This is a genomic window from Paraburkholderia sp. J41, assembly GCF_905220235.1.
In the GTDB taxonomy this organism is placed as follows: domain Bacteria; phylum Pseudomonadota; class Gammaproteobacteria; order Burkholderiales; family Burkholderiaceae; genus Paraburkholderia.
In genome coordinates this window covers 1-14,903 of the sequence record NZ_CAJMZE010000053.1, presented here as the reverse complement: position 1 = coordinate 14,903, position 14,903 = coordinate 1, and the positions used below count along the sequence as shown (strand labels likewise).

The window sequence follows — 14,903 nt, the reverse complement described above, 5'->3', positions numbered from 1 at the left end:
TTACCTCGCGAGCCGCGCGCGCCAGGGTAAGCTTGGCGCTTCGTTTTTCGCCCTCGCCGTTATGTCCTCCGCTTCGCCCGCTTCCGAAACCGAAACCGAAACCGGCGTGCCGCTCGTGCGCGTGGAACCGCTCGGACGCAGCTTCGAAGCGCCGCCGGAACTCACGCTGCTGGAAGCGGCGGCGTTCGCGGGCATCAAGCTGCCGCGTTCGTGCCGCAACGGCACGTGCCGAACGTGCCTATGCCGCGCCGTGAGCGGCACGGTGCGCTTCACGATCGAATGGCCGGGGCTGAGCCGCGAGGAAAAGGCGGAAGGCTACGTGCTGACCTGCGTGGCCGTCGCACAGAGCGACCTCGTGCTGAACGTGCCCGACGCCGAAATAATCTGAGCGTAAAAAGCAAACGGCCCGCGATGCGTCATCGCGGGCCGTTTTGCGTGTTTTGCGCCTTTGTTTGCGGCGGCGCCCGACGGCTTACTGGCCGCCGAAATACACCGACTGCGGACCGGTGCGCGCCGCTTCCGACACGTAACGGCCACCCGACGCCGACGAGTTGCTCATGCCGCCGTAGGAGGCGCTGCCCTGCGTCACCACCGGTTCGCCGGCCTGCGTGCCGGCGGCCTGATTGCGGCTCGTTTGCTGGAATTCGACCAGTTGCGCGCGCACCTGGTCGCGGGTCAGGCCTTGGTCGGCCTGAGCGAAGGCGGCCAGCGGCGCGGCGAACGCCACGGTAAGAGCAACAGCCTTGATAAGCGAGTTCATGACGACAACCTCCGGTTTTATTCGATTCCATGGGCCGCGATGCACGCAGCGGTGAACGCCGGCCCGTCCCCGCGCGAATGCTCGCAGGTCAGGCAGTGAGGCGATTCTAGGCAAGTCGTCAGCGCGGATACAGGCCGATTCAAGCGAATTGCAATTACCGATTACGCAATAATCCGCAGTTCATGCGCGTCAATTACGGGGTCAGAACAAACCGTGTTTTTCAGCATGATCAGGAACATGCGATGCCGCACCGCACAGATGCCCGGGCGATTATTGCCGCCAGTGAAACACTGAATTTGCGTTCTAAGTATTTACCCTAGGTGAGCCGGAGCTTACATTATCGACATGGGCCACGCCAAGGCGATGGTCCCTCAACAAAAATCTGGAGGTTCTCATGAAGTCGCTTCTCAAGGCTGCCGCGCTCGCGGCCATCATCGCGGTGCCCGCTGTGTCGTTTGCTCAGGCTCAAAACCAGCAACCCCTGACCCGCGCGCAGGTTCGTGGCGAACTCGCGCAACTGCGTGCCGCCGGCTACGATCCGAGCGACTGGATGCACTACCCCGACAACATTCAGGCCGCCGAAGCCCGCGTCCAGGCCGAAAAGGCCAATACGGCCTACGGCCCGTCGACCAGCGGCACGTCGCAGTCCGGCGAGTAAGCTGGCAAGAAGGCGTCCCGGCAGTGCGGCGCTTGCCGCCAAACTGAAGGACGGCTAAAAATACGGCTGTAGAACGCATCGGGCCAGCCCTCGCGAGAGAGGCGGGCCCGATGCGTTTTTGCGTTTGGGCGTTTATGCGTGGGTTTGAGGACCGGCGCGGCTTCAAGCTACGCCGCCGCGCCACGAACCTCAGCGGCCGTGGCCGCCACCACCGCCGTGGCCGCCGCCTCCATGTCCGCCGCCGCCACGGCCGCCGCCGTGCCAATCCCCGCCGCCGCGACCGCCGCCATGCCAATCTCCACCGCCGTGATGCCAGTCGCCGTGATGATCGTGGTCGTGCCAGCCGCCACCGCCGCCGCCATACACGCCGATCGCCACGCCGCCATACGCGGGCGCGGCATAGCCGGGCGCGTAGCCGCCGTCGTAATAACCGGGCGCATACCCCTGGTCATAGCCATAACCGTAGCCGGGGGCCACCGCACACCCGGCAAGGAGCGCCAGAGCGCCCGCAGCGAGAACCGATTTGAACATTGCAGCCTCCCCTTCTTTCTTATTTGTCAGAAAGGGAAAGCAGCGTTAAGTTCTTGTTGAATTGTGAGCGCGGGTTACGACTGTAACCGCGCAACACTGACGCCGCTCGAGCGTGCTGCCTTTAGCCGCGACGCCCCATTGCCGCGCTGATTTTCTGGTCGGTTTTGTACTGGCTCAGCGCATACACGGCCCAGATCGCGGCCGGAATCCAGCCGATCAACGTGATTTGCAAAATCAGGCAGACGATGCCCGCAATGGGCCGCCCGATGGTGAAAAACAGCAGCCAGGGAAGAATCAGTGCAATCAGCAGACGCATCGTGGGCATGACCTCGCAAGCCAGAAAGGGGGATCAGTTGACGGGCGCGAAGCGCGGCACCAGCGCGCCTTCGAACTCCACCAGCTCGAAGAACACCGATGCGGGGCGCGTCCAGATCGTCCCGTTCGCGGAACGATAAACGATCATCGTGACAGTCGGGTCCGATTCGAGCGTCGCCTCGCACACGAGTTCGTAAATGCCGCCCTTGTAGTGCCGGTAGCGCACCATCGCATTCTCCCTACGAGCGCGCAAACGGTTTTGCGCGACTCGCTAGTTTAGCAACGGATCGCGGCAACGGGACCGCTTTTACTTCGCGCGGCGCGGCGACCGCGGCGTTTTAGCAGGCGGCGTTTTTGCAGGCGGCGTTTTCTCAGGCGGAGTTTTCTCAGGCGAAGCTCTCGCGGACGACTCTTTCGCACGCGGCGTTTTCGCCACCGGCGCGTTCCTCGCGCCCGAAACGCCGCAGATCATGGCCACGCCCGCGGCCGCCGTCGCGCGCAGCGTGGCGCGCGAGTCGCCGGCCCGCGCGCGCAATGCGGTGCTGTGCAGCAGCGCCGAGGCAAGCCGCGCCAGCATGGGCGCGCTCGCCCCGGCGGGCAGTTCGCCCTGCGCGACCGCAAGCCGCAAACGTCGCTCGAACGCCTTGTCGAAGGCACGCAGCCCGCCCGCGAAACGCTCGCGCACCGCCTCGTCGTGAACGGCCTCCACCGCCGCCGTGCCGATCAGAAAGCAGCCGCGCGGCGCGGCGCCCGAGGGGAAGTACCACGCGAGCGCACCGTCGAACACGCGCATGAGCGCATCGCGCAGCGGCAGCGCGCCGTCGAGCGAACGCAGCATCGCCGCGCGGCCCGCTTCCACGTAGCGATCGACGGCTTGCAGATAAAGCGCGTGTTTGTCGCCGAACGCGCCGTAGAGGCTCGGGCGGTTCATGCCCGTGGCCGCGCTCAGATCGTCCAGCGAGGTGCCCGCGTAGCCGCCGCGCCAGAACGTGTCGCGTGCGCGCGCGAGCGCTTCGTCGGGATCGTAGGCTCGCGGGCGGCCGCGCGCGCGGCTATCCTTTTTTGTACTGGATTGCATGAAAATATTGGTTTCGCCGATTTTTGTTCAATATAGTACAAAAATAATCCCGGAGAACGACGATGGACCTCTACTTCGCGCCGCTCGCATGCTCTCTCGCCACACGTATCGCGCTTTACGAAGCGGGCGCGCATGCCAACTACGTCCAGGTCGATACGTCGACGAAAACGCTCGCGGGCGGCGGCAATTTCCTCGCCGTGAACGCCATGGGGCAGGTGCCGGTGCTGCGCGAGGACGACGGCTGGACGCTCACCGAAAACACCGCCGTGCTGCCCTATGTCGCCGACCGCTTTCCCGCCGCGCGCCTCGCGCCGCCGGCAGGCACGCGCGAGCGCGCGCGTCTGCATCAATGGCTCGGCTTTATCGGCACGGAACTGCACAAGAGCGTGTTCGTGCCGCTGCTCAGCCGCGAAACCGCCGAAGCCGTGAAGGAGCACGCGCGCGCCAAGGTGCCGCGCCGCTTCGACCTGCTGGAGCGTCACCTCGACACGCAAATGTATCTACTCGACGCGTTCAGCGTTGCCGATGCCTATCTCGTGACCGTGCTGAACTGGGCGCCCTACGTGGGCATTGACCTTTCGCGATGGGAAACGCTCGCGTCTTATGCGCGGCGCGTGCGCGAGCGCCCCGCCGTGGCGCGCGCCTTCGCCGACGAATACGAGTTGTTCAAGCGCGCGCGGCCCTGAGTCTCGCGAGATTGCCGCGACTGGCCGCCCGATCCGGCCCGCGTCGCGCGACACCCGGCCATGCACGGCAACCGAAGACGCTTTTTTGCTCGCGTGGCGCGCACAATTTTGTCGTGCGATAAAAGAACGATCTGACACACTCGCCGGAGCCGCGCATGGCCACGCTTGAAGCGTTTCGGATCGTTCTCGACGATCCGCATACGCCTGAGATCATCCGTAATCACATCATTGATTCGTTGCAGTACGCGCTGCGCAACCACGGCCAGGTGTTTGCCTCGAAAGAAGTCGAATGGCTCGCCACCTGGGACGACGCGCGCATTCCGCTCGCGGCTTCCAGGGAGTTGCGCAAACGCGTCGAGCAAAACTAGCGCACGCCGAACACCGCCTTGAGATCGCGGCCGGCGCGCGCCCGCGCCTGCTGCACCACGCGCTCCTCGAGTTCCGCGAGATGCGCGCGCATGGTTTCGAGCGCGGCCGCGAGATCGCCGGCTTCGAGCGCCGCGATGATCTGCGCGTGCTCGTCGGGCGCGCACATCGACGCCTTCGAAGGATCGAACAACGCCTTGTAAAGCTCCGTCCTCGCGACGAGCTGCGCGAGCGCTTCCACCAGCGGCGCGCCGCCCGCCTGCCCCGTCAGCAGCAGATGAAACTGTCCCGCGAGGCGCACCGCCTCGTCCACGCGGCCTTCGCGTAGCGCCTTCTTTTCGCTGCGCACGTGCGCCGCCAGCGCGCGCTTGCCCGCCGCGCTCAACGCGCCGCACAAGCTCGCCATCACGCCCGCTTCCGCCACCTGGCGCGCGCGATACACCGCGCGAATGTCGTCCTCCGAGGGCGACGGCACGAACGCGCCGCGATTCGGTTCGAGCGCGAGCTTGCCTTCGAAGCCGAGCCGCGCGAGCACCTTGCGCAAGGCGCCGCGCGTGCAGCCGAACGCCGCCGCCAATTCGCGCTCGACGAGTTGCTGCCCCGGCGCGAGCTTGCCTTCGAGCAGCGCCGAGGAAATCGAGGCGTAGACGAAGGCTTCGACGTCGGCGGATTCGTCGACGTCGGCGGGCGCGGCGGCAGCGGTGCGTGAGGATCGGGCCATGAGCGGGCGGAGGCGAATAAACGAGTGAGCGAGTGAACGAGCGGGATCAGGCTGGCATTGTAGCGAGCCGCGGCGCGGCGCATTGCGCTCGCGCGTCGGACCTGCATCGCTCGCACGACGCGTTCATATGCGCGCGCTCATTGCGCACATAGCCCGCGACGCCGATTTCGTCGACCATCGTTGCGTATAATGGTTAACCAAATATGGCTGAAAAGGTTGACCCGATTGATCCGCTTGACCCGATTGACACGATTGACCCCTGAAAATGTTGTCGAGCGCCCCGGCAACACCGCCGGGCGCGCCGCCGGCGCATTCGTCTGGTACGCGACCATCGTTGCGATCGGCGTGAATCTGCGTCCGCTGCTTACGTCGATCAGCCCGCTCATGACCACGATCCGCGACGCCACCGGCCTCAGCTTTTACGGCGCTTCGCTGCTCACGAGCCTGCCCGTGGTGGCGATGGGGCTAGGCGCGTTCGGCACCGGCTGGCTCGCGCGCCGGCTCGGCGAAACGCGCGGCGTGGCGCTCGGGCTGGCGGCCATCGCGCTGGCCTGCGCGGCGCGCGCGTTCGCCGCCAGCCCGGGCGCGCTCATGCTCACCGCCGCGGCGGCGGGCGCGGGCGTCGCGGCCATTCAGGCGCTGTTGCCCGCCGTCATGAAGCAGCGTTTCGCCGCGCGCGTGCCGCTTGCGATGGGCTTGTTTTCGGCGTCGATCATGGGCGGCGGCGGCCTTGGCGCGAGCGTGAGCCCGCTCGTGGCGCGCATCGGCGGATCGTGGCATCTGGCGCTCGCGGTGTGGGCGCTGCCCGCCATCGTCGCGCTGACGCTGTGGCTCGCGCTGAACCGGCGCGCATCCGTCAACCCGGCGATGCCGACGAAGGCCGCCGCGCAGGGCGCGCAGGCGCCCGTTTGGCGCAAGCGCCGCGCGTGGGCGCTCGGCCTGCATTTCGGGCTGGTGAACGGCGGCTATACGAGCCTCGTCGCGTGGCTGCCCGCCTACTATCAGCAGCATGGCGCGAGCGTCGAAGCCAGCGGCTCGCTGCTCGCGGCAATGACGGTTTTTCAGGCCGCATGCGCGCTCCTGCTGCCGCTCGCCGCCGCCGCGTTCACCGACCGCCGGCCGTGGCTCATCGCGGGTTTGTGCGCGCAACTGGTCGGCGTGCTCGGCCTCGCGCTGCGGCCCGAGGCCGCGCCGCTCGTGTGGGTCGCGGCGGCGGGCGCGGGGCTTGGCGGCACGTTCTCCGTCACGCTCGTCACGGCGCTGGATCACTCGGGCGATCATCGCGTGGCGGCGCGGCTGGTGGCGTTCGTGCAAGGGCTGGGCTTCGTGATCGCGGCACTCGCGCCGGTTGTGGCGGGGCGCGTGCGCGATCTCACGGGCGGTTTCACGGCCGCGTGGATCATGCTGGCCGTTTCGATTGCCTCGATGATCGCGCTCACGCTGGCGTTTTCGCCGCGCAGCTACGCGCGCTGGCTGGGCGCGCACGCGTGCTTGCCACCAGACGCCTGAATCGGCAAGAAGAAGCCCGGATCCGCACGGTCGTGCGGGCGCTCGCGCAACAGAAACGCGGGCGCGAGCCTCAAACGTTTGCATAAGCGCCTGTATGAATGTACAGTGCGGGCAGCCCGTTCCGCGCCGGCATGGCGGCTTGGGCCTGTTCATCGAAACGGAGAACACGACGTGCGATTCTTCATCACGGGGGCGGTGCTGTGCGTCCTCGCGTCCACCGCGCTCGCCGGGGAACATTACATCGAGGTCTGGAATCCGCCCGAAGCGCGCACGCCCGGCGTGCATGCGAACGGCGCGGGGAAAAAGCATGCGCATCATGGTTCGAAGCGCAAGCTGGCTTCCGCCGACCGCCTCACGCCGCGCAAGGTCGCCGATCCGGCCCTGCGCGCTTCCGCCCCCACGCTGCCGCTCACGCCCACGAACGGCCCCGGCGCCGCGCCTTCGCGCACCGCGCCCGGCAACGATCGCACGCCGGCCATTCCGCCGCAAATCGGCCCCGACGGCAACGTGCTTCAGGTTTGACTTCAAACGGGTCTCCGGCGCGCCGCCGCGCGTGCCGCCTTGCGCTTCGCGTCGCGCAGCGTGATTTTCCGCCGTTCCTCGCTCCCGCTTTTTCGCCGCGCCAAAAAAAGCAGCCCCGTCACCGGAGAGTGCGGGGCCGAATCCCATGTCAAGGAGATGTCATGGAGGAGACGGTTTCATCTTAGCCAAGCTGCGCCGTGCGCCCAACCAACGGTTTCGCATATCCATATCGCGCCGCATCGCGCAGCGTCTCGTGGCCGCGACGGCATATCGTTAGAACAAAAAGTCGTTTCGCGCGGCGCGGCACGCTCTCTAAGATGGCGGTTTCAGGATTCGAATCTCGCGCCGTGCGCCGGCCGCAGTTCGCGGCGCATTTCGCTGCATCGCAGGAGCCCTCTTGAGCATTCCCGATTCGCAACGCCGCCCGCTCGTGGTCGGCATCGGCGGCACGACACGCGCCGCTTCGTCGACCGAGCGCGCGCTCGCCTTCGCACTGCGCGGCGCCGAAGCAGCGGGCGCGCGCACGCAACTGTTCGGCGGCACTTTTCTGCACACGCTGCCGCATTACGCGCCGGAACACGCCACCCGCACCGACGCCCAGCTCGAACTGATCGAAGCCGTGCGCGGCGCCGACGCCGTCATCGTCGCGACGCCCGGCTATCACGGCGGCGTTTCGGGTCTCGTGAAGAACGCGCTCGACACGCTCGAGGAACTGCGCGCCGACGACCGCCCGTATCTCGACGGCCGCGCCGTGGGCTGCATCGTCACGGCGTATGGCTGGCAGGCCGCCGGCTCCGTGCTCACCTCGCTGCGCTCGATCGTGCATGCGCTGCGCGGCTGGCCGACGCCGTTCGGCGCGGGCATCAACACGCTCGAAACGCGCTTCGAGAGCGCGCACGATTGCTCCGACGCCAAAGTCGCCGAACAACTCGCCACGGTGGGACGCCAGGCGGCGCAGTTCGCGCTCGCGTTCGGCGCGCAACACGCGGCAGCGCTCGCCGACGACACGAACGGCGCGGCACGCTCCGCGCGCAACGAAAAGCGCTTGAGCCTCGCGGTCTGACGCGCGCCGGTTCCCGCGTTTTCGCTTCCGGTTCGCCGTTTTCGTCGCCTCGCCGCGCACAGCGCGCGCGAGGCGTCGTTCGTTGCTTCGCCCACATTGCGCGCGAATGCGCCGCGCGCGCCGCGTGCGCCATCCCACAGACGCTCGATTTTCGCGAGTCCACATTGAAGCCGGATTCGCGCATCGCTTATCGCGCGCGCCGTGCTGATCGTTCGCACCCGCGCGTGATTTGCTTGCGAAAAATGATTGTTTCCCTCCGCATGCGACGGCCCGTAGGCTGATCCGTGACGGCATGGGCGATCGCACGAATCGACGCGCCACCGAAAGATCGACAGCAGGACACGCGGCCATGAACGCTCCACTACGCTACAAAGGCTACGAAGTCGCGCCCAGCGCGCAGCAGCTTCCGAACGGACTCTACGCGGCCAATCTCACGATCGGCGCGCTCCCCGACCAGCGCGCGGGCAACGAGCGGCGCGGCGCGCAGCACTCGTTCGACGCGCTCGATTATTTCTTCGACGAACGCCACGCGCTCGCCTACGCGTGCCGCTGGGCGCGCATGTGGATCGACGAACAGCGGCGTTGCGCGTGACGGCGCATCGCCGCTAACGGTTGTGACAGAATAGGAGTCATATCCCCGTCATTTTCTACGTTCCATGTCCGAAACCCTGACGCACACGGAAGAAGAAGGCGCGGCCTTCCTCTCCGACCAGGACGCCGCACTGCGACGCTGGACGCATGACACGCCAGGGCACATCAGGATCGGATCGGACGAACATCGCACGATGTTCTGCCGCATGCTGCTCGACACGCACGATCCGTATCGCCCCGCCGTTCTAGACTGGCCGAAACTCGAGCCCGACGCGCTGCGCCGCCTCACCTCGCTCCCGATCTGGGACATCGCCGTGCAAACCGAAGGCCGCGCGTCGATTCGCGTGCAAACGTACGCAAACACCGTGCAAAACCCGCTGCTGCGCGAGGCGATCGAAATGGACGCCGGCGAGGAAGCGCGCCACAAGGTCGTGCTCTCGCATCTCGTGCGCGCATACGGCATCGACCTCGCGCCGGAGCCCGCCTACCCGCCGCCCAAAGATCCCGAATGGGCGTGGATGTTCACGGGTTACAGCGAGTGCATCGACAGCTTTTTCGCCTTCGGCCTGTTCCGGTCCGCGCAGCGCTCGGGCTTTTTTCCGGCGGCGCTCGTCGACACTTTCGAACCCGTGATTCAGGAAGAAGCGCGCCATATCCTGTTCTTCGTGAACTGGGTTGCGTGGTATCGCAAGACCATGCCGTGGTGGCGCCGGCCGTGGCATTCGCTGCGCGTGGGCGCGATCTGGGTCAAGCTCGTGTGGGACCGGCTCGCGATCGCACGCGGCATCGACACGAACGGCGTGGCGCACGACTCGAACTTTTTGCCCGCGAACCGCGAAGTGCTCGGCGACGCGCTCAAGCCGCGCGAGATGATCGAGCTTTGTCTCGCGGAAAACGAGGTGCGCATGAGCGGCTACGACGCGCGCCTGCTGCGCCCGGCATTCGTGCCCGCGCTCGCGCGCTTCGCGCTGCGCTTCATGAAGCAATAGGCGTTCGCGCGCCGTCGCGGCTGCCGCACGAGGAGGACTCCTGCATGACCTCATGGACTGTCGACCGGCAACTCGCGCTCACCGCCTGCGAGGCCGTCGAGGCGATCAAGACCGGCCAGCTCAAGGCCGCCGATTACGTCGCCACGCTCATCGCCCGCGCCGAAGCGCTCGAAAATCTCAACGCGCTCACGGTGCTCGACGTGGAAGGCGCACTGGCGGCGGCGCGGCGCGTCGATTCGCTCGGCGCGAACGAGCGCGCGCGCCTGCCGCTCGCGGGCTTGCCCGTCGTCGTCAAGGACAACATCAACACGCGCGGCATGCAGACTTCGGCCGGCACGCCCGCGCTCGAAGGCTTCGTGCCCGCGCGCCACGCGCCTTCGGTGCAGCGCCTCGTGGATGCGGGCGCGATTCTGCTCGGCAAGGCCAACATGCACGAACTCGCGTTCGGCATCACGAGCACGAACCTCGCGCCGCACTGCGGGCCGGTGCGCAACCCCTACGACCCCGCGCGCATTCCGGGCGGCTCCTCCGGGGGCACCGCGGCGGCCGTGGCCGCGCGCATCGCGCCCGCGGGGCTCGGCAGCGACACGGGCGGCTCCACGCGCATTCCGGCCGCGCTGTGCGGCATCGTCGGCTTGCGCCCCTCGGTGGGCGACGGCGGCACGCAGCGCCGTTATCACGACCCGCACGCCGTCGTGCCGATCAGCCACACGCGCGACACGGTCGGGCCGATGGCGCGCACGGTTGCCGGCGTTGCGCTGCTCGACGCCGTGATTACGGGCCACGGCCCGCTCGCGGCGGCGTCGGTCACGAACCTGCGCATCGGTTTGCCCAAGCCGCTTTGGGGCGGCCTCGAAACCGCGCTCGAAGATGTGGTCCGCCTCGCGCTCGCTAAACTCGAAGCGGCGGGCGTGACGTTCGTGACCGTGGAAATGGGCGAACTGCTCGCGCTCAACGACCGCGTGAGTTCGGCGATCGCGCTGCACGAGCCCATCGACGACCTTCAGGCGTGGCTCGACGCCAATCGGCCGAATCATCAGCCGAACCATCAACCGAACCGCCAGCCGAACCCCGCGCCGACGGCCCGCACCGTGGCCGACGTCGCCGCGCGCATCGCGAGCCCGGACGTGCGCGCCGCCTACGACGCCGTGCTCGCCGACGTGCGCGGCCCCGACTATCAAACGGCCATGACGGTGTGGCGCCCGCGCCTGCAACAGCTTTATGCGCAGACCTTCGCCGCCAACGGCCTCGACGCGCTGCTGTTCCCCACCACGCGCCTCGCCGCCGTGCCGCTCGACGAACTCAACGGCTCGTCGCGCGTGTCGATCGACGGCGCCGCGCCCATCGACGAAATGGAGGCGTACTTGCGCAACACCGACCCCGCCAGCAACGCGGGCATTCCGGGACTCGCGCTGCCGGCCGGGTTGATCGACGCCAAATGGCCAGTGGGGCTCGAACTCGACGGCCCGCTGGGCAGCGACCGGCGGCTGCTTGCCATCGGCCTCGCCTTCGAGCAGATTCTGGGCAGCTTGCCCGCGCCGCCGCTCTGACCCTTTCCTCGACGGTGTGCGGCAAAAGCGCACGCACGCACCGCTGTAACGCCCGGTCATGGGGCGCGATCTCGCAACTTTGCGTTGCGGCGCCGCATGCGGTCGCTATCGCCGGTACAATGAGAACAGTTCTCATTTGATGTCAAGCCCGTCCCCATGCGTCTGACCGAACTCACCCAAGGTGCGACCGCGCTCGTCGAGCGCGTCGAAGACACCCACGCGGCCGATCCCATCGCGCAACGTCTGCGCGATCTGGGCTTCGTGCCCGGCGAACCCGTGCGCGTGGTCGCGCGAGCGCCGTGGGGCGCCGACCCGCTGCTCGTGCAGATCGGCTCGACGCGCTTCGCGCTGCGCCGCGCCGAGGCGCAACGCGTGAGCGTCGACGCGAGCGAGGGCCACGCGCGATGAATCCGGCTCCGCTTCAGTCGTCGTTGCGCATTGCGCTGGTCGGCAACCCCAACTGCGGAAAGACCGCGCTTTTCAACCTGCTGACGGGCGCGCGCCAGAAAGTCGCCAACTACGCGGGCGTGACCGTCGAGCGCAAGGAAGGCCGCTTCGCTACGCCTTCGGGCCGCATCGTGCGCCTGCTCGATCTGCCGGGCGCGTACAGCCTCGCCTCGACGAGCCCCGACGAGCGCGTCACCCACGACGTGCTGCTCGGCCGTTATCCGGGCGAAGCGGCGCCGGACCTGATTGTTTGCGTGGCCGACGCGACGAACCTGCGCCTGCATCTGCGCTTCGTACTGGAAGTGAAGCGCATGGGCCGCCCGATGGTGCTCGCGCTCAACATGATGGACGCCGCGAAACGGCGCGGCATCGCCGTCGACACGGCCGAACTCTCGCGCCGGCTCGGCATGCCGGTCGTGGAAACCGTGGCCGTGCGGCGCGGCGGCGCGCAGGCGCTGGTCGAACTGATCGACCGCACCCATGCCACGCACGCAACGAGCGCCACCGACGCCAGGAACACGACGGCGAGCGCAACGAGCGCAACGAGCGCAACGACCGCGACGAGCGCCGCCGATGCGCGCACCGCCGCGAACGCGCCCGGCGACGACCTGCACGCCACCGTGCGCACGATCCTCGCGAGCGCCGTGACGATGCCGCGCGCCACCGACGCGCGCGACGACGCCATCGACCGTTTCGCGCTGCATCCCGTGCTCGGCCCGGCGATTCTCGCCTTCGTGATGTTCCTCGTGTTCCAGGCCGTGTATTCGCTCGGCAAGCCGATGACGGACGCGATTGGCGACGGCTTCGCCTGGCTCGGCGCTTACGCGGGCGGCGTGCTGCCCGACGGCCCGCTGCGCAGCCTCGTCACCGACGCGCTGTTCGGCGGCGTGGGCACCGTGCTCGGCTTTCTGCCCGAAATTCTCGTGCTGTTCTTCTTCATTCTCGTGCTGGAAGAGTCGGGCTACCTGCCGCGCGCCGCGTTTCTGCTCGACCGCATGATGGTGGCCGTGGGGCTCACCGGGCGCTCGTTCATTCCGCTGCTTTCGAGTTTCGCGTGCGCGATTCCGGGCGTGATGGGCACGCGCAGCATCACCGATCCGCGCGACCGGCTCGCCACCATTCTCGTCGCGCCGCTCATGACGTGTTCCGCGCGGCTGCCCGTCTACGCGCTGCTGATCGGCGCATTCATTCCGCAGCGCATGATCTTCGGCGTATTCAACCTGCAAGGGCTCGTGCTGTTCGCGCTCTACGCGGCCGGCATTGCGGGCGCGATGGCGGTGGGCTACGTCATGAAGCTGCTGCGCCGCGACCGCCGCGAGCATGCGCTGCTGATGGAACTGCCCTCGTATCGCATGCCGAAGCCGCGCGACGTGGCCATCGGTTTGTGGGAACGCGGCGCGATCTTCCTCAAGCGCCTCACCGGCATCATCCTCGCGCTCACGGTGCTGATGTGGTTCGTCTCCACGTTTCCCTCGCCGCCCGCGGGCGCGACGCAGCCCGCCATCGACTACACCATCGCCGGCTATCTGGGCCGCGTGCTGCAATGGCCGTTCGCGCCGCTCGGCTTCAACTGGCAGATGAGCCTTTCGCTGATCCCGGCCTTCGCCGCGCGCGAAACGGCCGTGGCCGCGCTCGCCACGGTCTATTCGGTTGCGGGCGGCGACGGCGACATTGCCGCGCTCGGGCACGCGCTCGCGCAGAACTTCTCGCTCGCCAGCGCGCTCTCGCTGATGGTGTGGTTCGCGTTCGCGCCGCAATGCATGTCGACGCTCGCCGTGATCCGCCGCGAAACGCGCTCGTGGCGCGCCGTGACGATCTCGTTCGGCTACATGTTCGCGGTCGCGTATGCGGCGTCGTTCGTCACCTATCAAGTCGCGAGGCATTTCGTATGAGCGCCGGACTCGTCGCCCAATATGCGGTGATCGCGCTGGTTGTGATCGCGAGCCTGCTGCACACGGCGCGCAAGCTCGCGCCGAAATCAGCGCAACGCGTGCAGGCCGCGCTCGCCGCGCCGTTGTTGCGTCCGCAACGAAGCGCGTTCGCGCAACGCGTCGGCCGCTTGCTGCAACCTAAGCGCGCGAGCGCCGGTCATTGCGGCGATAGCGGCGACGGTTGCAGCACTTGCGGCACGTGCGGGCCTTCGTCGCCTTCGAACGCCTCGGGCGAGCAGCCCATGACGTTTCATCCGCCGCGCAAATCGACCTGAGGCGCAACGGCGCGCCGCACCGCTACACGACTGTCATGGGCGTTGCGCTACACTGCGCAGCGTCCACACGACTCTCCTCGCCGATGCTTTCGTTCCTTTCGCCCGCCCGCCGCGTTTCGCTCCTCCGTTTCGCGACGCTCGCCGTCGCGCTGTGCGCCCTTACCGTCACGGGCGCGTGCGTGCGTTTGTCCGCGGTCGACTCCGACGGCCTCTGGAAAGTCGTGGGCGGCCAATGCGTGCCGAACATGCGCGACAAAGGCCAGCCCGGCCCCTGCACGACCGTCGATTTCCAGAAGCGCGACGTGGTGCTCAAGGACATCGCGGGACGCGCGCAATATCTGCTGATTCCGACCGACCGCGTGAGCGGCATCGAAAGCGCCGAGATTCTTTATGGCGGTTCGCCCGAATACTGGGCCGACGCGTGGGCCGCGACGCATTACGTGCAAGCAAAGCTCGGGCAGCCGCTCGCCGCGAATCAGCTTGGCATCGAAATCAATTCGTCGAAGCAACGCTCGCAGAATCAACTGCACATTCACGTCGATTGCATGCGCACCGACATCGCCGACGCACTCGCGCCGTTCGGCCATATGCCGCCGGGACAATGGCGCTGGACCACGTTCGACGGCAATCGCTACCGCGTGACGCGCGTGACGAGTCTCACCGACCGCAGCAATCCGTTTCGCGTGGTCGAGCGCGATCTTGGGCCGAAGCAGAGCATGGCCGTGCAGACGATTCTCGTGACCGGCGCGGGCAGCGACGCCAAACGCGACGGCTGGCTCATTATCAATAGCGGGCTGGACGTGGAGAACGGTTCGGGATCGGCGGAAGGTTTGCTCGATCATCGGTGCGCGGCGGCGCCGCGCTGAGGCGAGAGCCTGGATGAAAAAAGGCGTTCCGGAGAAGGAACACCT

20 protein-coding genes are annotated in these 14,903 nt (G+C 67.5%); 14 read left to right on the top strand and 6 right to left on the bottom strand.

The window, feature by feature from the left end; all coding sequences use genetic code 11:
* The first annotated feature begins 61 nt into the window (after nt 1-61).
* Nucleotides 62-388 (top strand): 2Fe-2S iron-sulfur cluster-binding protein, encoded by a 327-nt coding sequence (locus U5805_RS30040; RefSeq protein ID WP_322107122.1) that lies wholly within the window; start codon nt 62-64, stop codon nt 386-388.
* Nucleotides 389-472: 84 nt separating this feature from the next.
* On the opposite strand, the gene U5805_RS30035 is transcribed toward U5805_RS30040, so the two are convergent.
* The gene (locus U5805_RS30035) at nt 473-760 is read right to left on the bottom strand and encodes a DUF4148 domain-containing protein (RefSeq protein WP_322107121.1); all 288 of its coding nucleotides are present in this window, start codon (nt 758-760) and stop codon (nt 473-475) included.
* 394 nt (nt 761-1,154) lie between these two features.
* Here U5805_RS30035 and U5805_RS30030 point away from each other — a divergent pair, with 394 nt between their 5' ends.
* On the top strand, nt 1,155-1,418 hold the full coding sequence (locus U5805_RS30030) for a DUF4148 domain-containing protein (protein ID WP_322107120.1): 264 nt from the start codon (nt 1,155-1,157) through the stop codon (nt 1,416-1,418).
* A 189-nt stretch (nt 1,419-1,607) separates the two neighbouring features.
* Here the strand turns inward: U5805_RS30030 and U5805_RS30025 are convergent, their stop codons facing one another.
* The 4 genes from U5805_RS30025 to U5805_RS30010 form a co-directional block, all read right to left on the bottom strand.
* Nucleotides 1,608-1,949: a hypothetical protein gene (locus U5805_RS30025; RefSeq protein ID WP_322107119.1), complete on the bottom strand. Its 342-nt coding sequence runs from the start codon at nt 1,947-1,949 to the stop codon at nt 1,608-1,610.
* A 121-nt stretch (nt 1,950-2,070) separates the two neighbouring features.
* Nucleotides 2,071-2,265 (bottom strand): YqaE/Pmp3 family membrane protein, encoded by a 195-nt coding sequence (locus U5805_RS30020; RefSeq protein ID WP_322107140.1) that lies wholly within the window; start codon nt 2,263-2,265, stop codon nt 2,071-2,073.
* A 33-nt stretch (nt 2,266-2,298) separates the two neighbouring features.
* Complete coding sequence (locus U5805_RS30015) at nt 2,299-2,493, bottom strand: DUF1653 domain-containing protein (protein WP_158953115.1); 195 nt, start codon at nt 2,491-2,493, stop codon at nt 2,299-2,301.
* Between the two features lie 78 nt (nt 2,494-2,571).
* Nucleotides 2,572-3,342, bottom strand: a complete 771-nt coding sequence (locus U5805_RS30010) for a TetR/AcrR family transcriptional regulator (RefSeq protein ID WP_322107118.1) — start codon at nt 3,340-3,342, stop codon at nt 2,572-2,574.
* Between the two features lie 62 nt (nt 3,343-3,404).
* Here U5805_RS30010 and U5805_RS30005 point away from each other — a divergent pair, with 62 nt between their 5' ends.
* Nucleotides 3,405-4,028 carry a glutathione binding-like protein gene (locus tag U5805_RS30005; protein ID WP_322107117.1) on the top strand — a complete coding sequence of 208 codons (624 nt, stop codon included), beginning with the start codon at nt 3,405-3,407 and terminating at the stop codon, nt 4,026-4,028.
* Nucleotides 4,029-4,183: 155 nt separating this feature from the next.
* A complete protein-coding gene (locus U5805_RS30000; protein WP_322107116.1) occupies nt 4,184-4,396 on the top strand; it encodes a hypothetical protein in 213 nt (70 codons plus the stop codon).
* Here U5805_RS30000 and U5805_RS29995 read toward each other — a convergent pair.
* Nucleotides 4,393-5,115 carry a GntR family transcriptional regulator gene (locus U5805_RS29995; RefSeq protein WP_322107115.1) on the bottom strand — a complete coding sequence of 241 codons (723 nt, stop codon included), beginning with the start codon at nt 5,113-5,115 and terminating at the stop codon, nt 4,393-4,395. The two genes, U5805_RS30000 and U5805_RS29995, sit on opposite strands and share 4 nt — an antisense overlap.
* 252 nt (nt 5,116-5,367) lie before the next feature.
* Between U5805_RS29995 and U5805_RS29990 the strand changes: the two genes are divergently transcribed.
* The 10 genes from U5805_RS29990 to U5805_RS29945 all read left to right on the top strand — a co-directional run bounded on the left by U5805_RS29990 (nt 5,368) and on the right by U5805_RS29945 (nt 14,858).
* On the top strand, nt 5,368-6,624 hold the full coding sequence (locus U5805_RS29990) for a cyanate transporter (protein ID WP_415914690.1): 1,257 nt from the start codon (nt 5,368-5,370) through the stop codon (nt 6,622-6,624).
* Nucleotides 6,625-6,795: 171 nt separating this feature from the next.
* The gene (locus U5805_RS29985; protein WP_322107114.1) at nt 6,796-7,146 is read left to right on the top strand and encodes a hypothetical protein; all 351 of its coding nucleotides are present in this window, start codon (nt 6,796-6,798) and stop codon (nt 7,144-7,146) included.
* Nucleotides 7,147-7,543: 397 nt separating this feature from the next.
* Nucleotides 7,544-8,209, top strand: a complete 666-nt coding sequence (locus U5805_RS29980; protein WP_322107113.1) for an NAD(P)H-dependent oxidoreductase — start codon at nt 7,544-7,546, stop codon at nt 8,207-8,209.
* 349 nt (nt 8,210-8,558) lie between these two features.
* Nucleotides 8,559-8,801: a transcriptional regulator gene (locus U5805_RS29975; RefSeq protein WP_322107112.1), complete on the top strand. Its 243-nt coding sequence runs from the start codon at nt 8,559-8,561 to the stop codon at nt 8,799-8,801.
* Between the two features lie 64 nt (nt 8,802-8,865).
* Nucleotides 8,866-9,789 (top strand): ferritin-like domain-containing protein, encoded by a 924-nt coding sequence (locus tag U5805_RS29970; RefSeq protein ID WP_322107111.1) that lies wholly within the window; start codon nt 8,866-8,868, stop codon nt 9,787-9,789.
* A gap of 44 nt (nt 9,790-9,833) precedes the next feature.
* Nucleotides 9,834-11,339: an indoleacetamide hydrolase gene (gene iaaH / locus U5805_RS29965; RefSeq protein ID WP_322107110.1), complete on the top strand. Its 1,506-nt coding sequence runs from the start codon at nt 9,834-9,836 to the stop codon at nt 11,337-11,339.
* A gap of 156 nt (nt 11,340-11,495) precedes the next feature.
* Entirely contained in the window at nt 11,496-11,747 is a 252-nt protein-coding gene (locus U5805_RS29960; protein WP_322107109.1) for a FeoA family protein, read from the top strand.
* Nucleotides 11,744-13,678, top strand: coding sequence for a ferrous iron transport protein B (gene feoB, locus U5805_RS29955; protein ID WP_322107108.1), 1,935 nt, complete (start codon nt 11,744-11,746; stop codon nt 13,676-13,678). Before U5805_RS29960 ends, feoB begins: the two co-directional genes overlap by 4 nt.
* Nucleotides 13,675-13,992 carry a DUF6587 family protein gene (locus U5805_RS29950; RefSeq protein ID WP_322107107.1) on the top strand — a complete coding sequence of 106 codons (318 nt, stop codon included), beginning with the start codon at nt 13,675-13,677 and terminating at the stop codon, nt 13,990-13,992. The genes feoB and U5805_RS29950 overlap by 4 nt, the downstream gene beginning before the upstream one ends.
* A gap of 83 nt (nt 13,993-14,075) precedes the next feature.
* The gene (locus tag U5805_RS29945) at nt 14,076-14,858 is read left to right on the top strand and encodes a CDP-diacylglycerol diphosphatase (RefSeq protein ID WP_322107106.1); all 783 of its coding nucleotides are present in this window, start codon (nt 14,076-14,078) and stop codon (nt 14,856-14,858) included.
* Nucleotides 14,859-14,903 lie beyond the last annotated feature (45 nt).

What these genes read in the sequence shown, in the direction of transcription:
- U5805_RS30040 (WP_322107122.1), top strand. Translation starts at nt 62, where the DNA reads ATGTCCTCCGCTTCGCCCGCTTCCGAAACCGAAACCGAAACCGGCGTG.
- U5805_RS30035 (WP_322107121.1), bottom strand. Translation starts at nt 760, where the DNA reads ATGAACTCGCTTATCAAGGCTGTTGCTCTTACCGTGGCGTTCGCCGCG.
- U5805_RS30030 (WP_322107120.1), top strand. Translation starts at nt 1,155, where the DNA reads ATGAAGTCGCTTCTCAAGGCTGCCGCGCTCGCGGCCATCATCGCGGTG.
- U5805_RS30025 (WP_322107119.1), bottom strand. Translation starts at nt 1,949, where the DNA reads ATGTTCAAATCGGTTCTCGCTGCGGGCGCTCTGGCGCTCCTTGCCGGG.
- U5805_RS30020 (WP_322107140.1), bottom strand. Translation starts at nt 2,265, where the DNA reads ATGCGTCTGCTGATTGCACTGATTCTTCCCTGGCTGCTGTTTTTCACC.
- U5805_RS30015 (WP_158953115.1), bottom strand. Translation starts at nt 2,493, where the DNA reads ATGGTGCGCTACCGGCACTACAAGGGCGGCATTTACGAACTCGTGTGC.
- U5805_RS30010 (WP_322107118.1), bottom strand. Translation starts at nt 3,342, where the DNA reads ATGCAATCCAGTACAAAAAAGGATAGCCGCGCGCGCGGCCGCCCGCGA.
- U5805_RS30005 (WP_322107117.1), top strand. Translation starts at nt 3,405, where the DNA reads ATGGACCTCTACTTCGCGCCGCTCGCATGCTCTCTCGCCACACGTATC.
- U5805_RS30000 (WP_322107116.1), top strand. Translation starts at nt 4,184, where the DNA reads ATGGCCACGCTTGAAGCGTTTCGGATCGTTCTCGACGATCCGCATACG.
- U5805_RS29995 (WP_322107115.1), bottom strand. Translation starts at nt 5,115, where the DNA reads ATGGCCCGATCCTCACGCACCGCTGCCGCCGCGCCCGCCGACGTCGAC.
- U5805_RS29975 (WP_322107112.1), top strand. Translation starts at nt 8,559, where the DNA reads ATGAACGCTCCACTACGCTACAAAGGCTACGAAGTCGCGCCCAGCGCG.
- U5805_RS29970 (WP_322107111.1), top strand. Translation starts at nt 8,866, where the DNA reads ATGTCCGAAACCCTGACGCACACGGAAGAAGAAGGCGCGGCCTTCCTC.
- iaaH (WP_322107110.1), top strand. Translation starts at nt 9,834, where the DNA reads ATGACCTCATGGACTGTCGACCGGCAACTCGCGCTCACCGCCTGCGAG.
- U5805_RS29960 (WP_322107109.1), top strand. Translation starts at nt 11,496, where the DNA reads ATGCGTCTGACCGAACTCACCCAAGGTGCGACCGCGCTCGTCGAGCGC.
- feoB (WP_322107108.1), top strand. Translation starts at nt 11,744, where the DNA reads ATGAATCCGGCTCCGCTTCAGTCGTCGTTGCGCATTGCGCTGGTCGGC.
- U5805_RS29950 (WP_322107107.1), top strand. Translation starts at nt 13,675, where the DNA reads ATGAGCGCCGGACTCGTCGCCCAATATGCGGTGATCGCGCTGGTTGTG.
- U5805_RS29945 (WP_322107106.1), top strand. Translation starts at nt 14,076, where the DNA reads ATGCTTTCGTTCCTTTCGCCCGCCCGCCGCGTTTCGCTCCTCCGTTTC.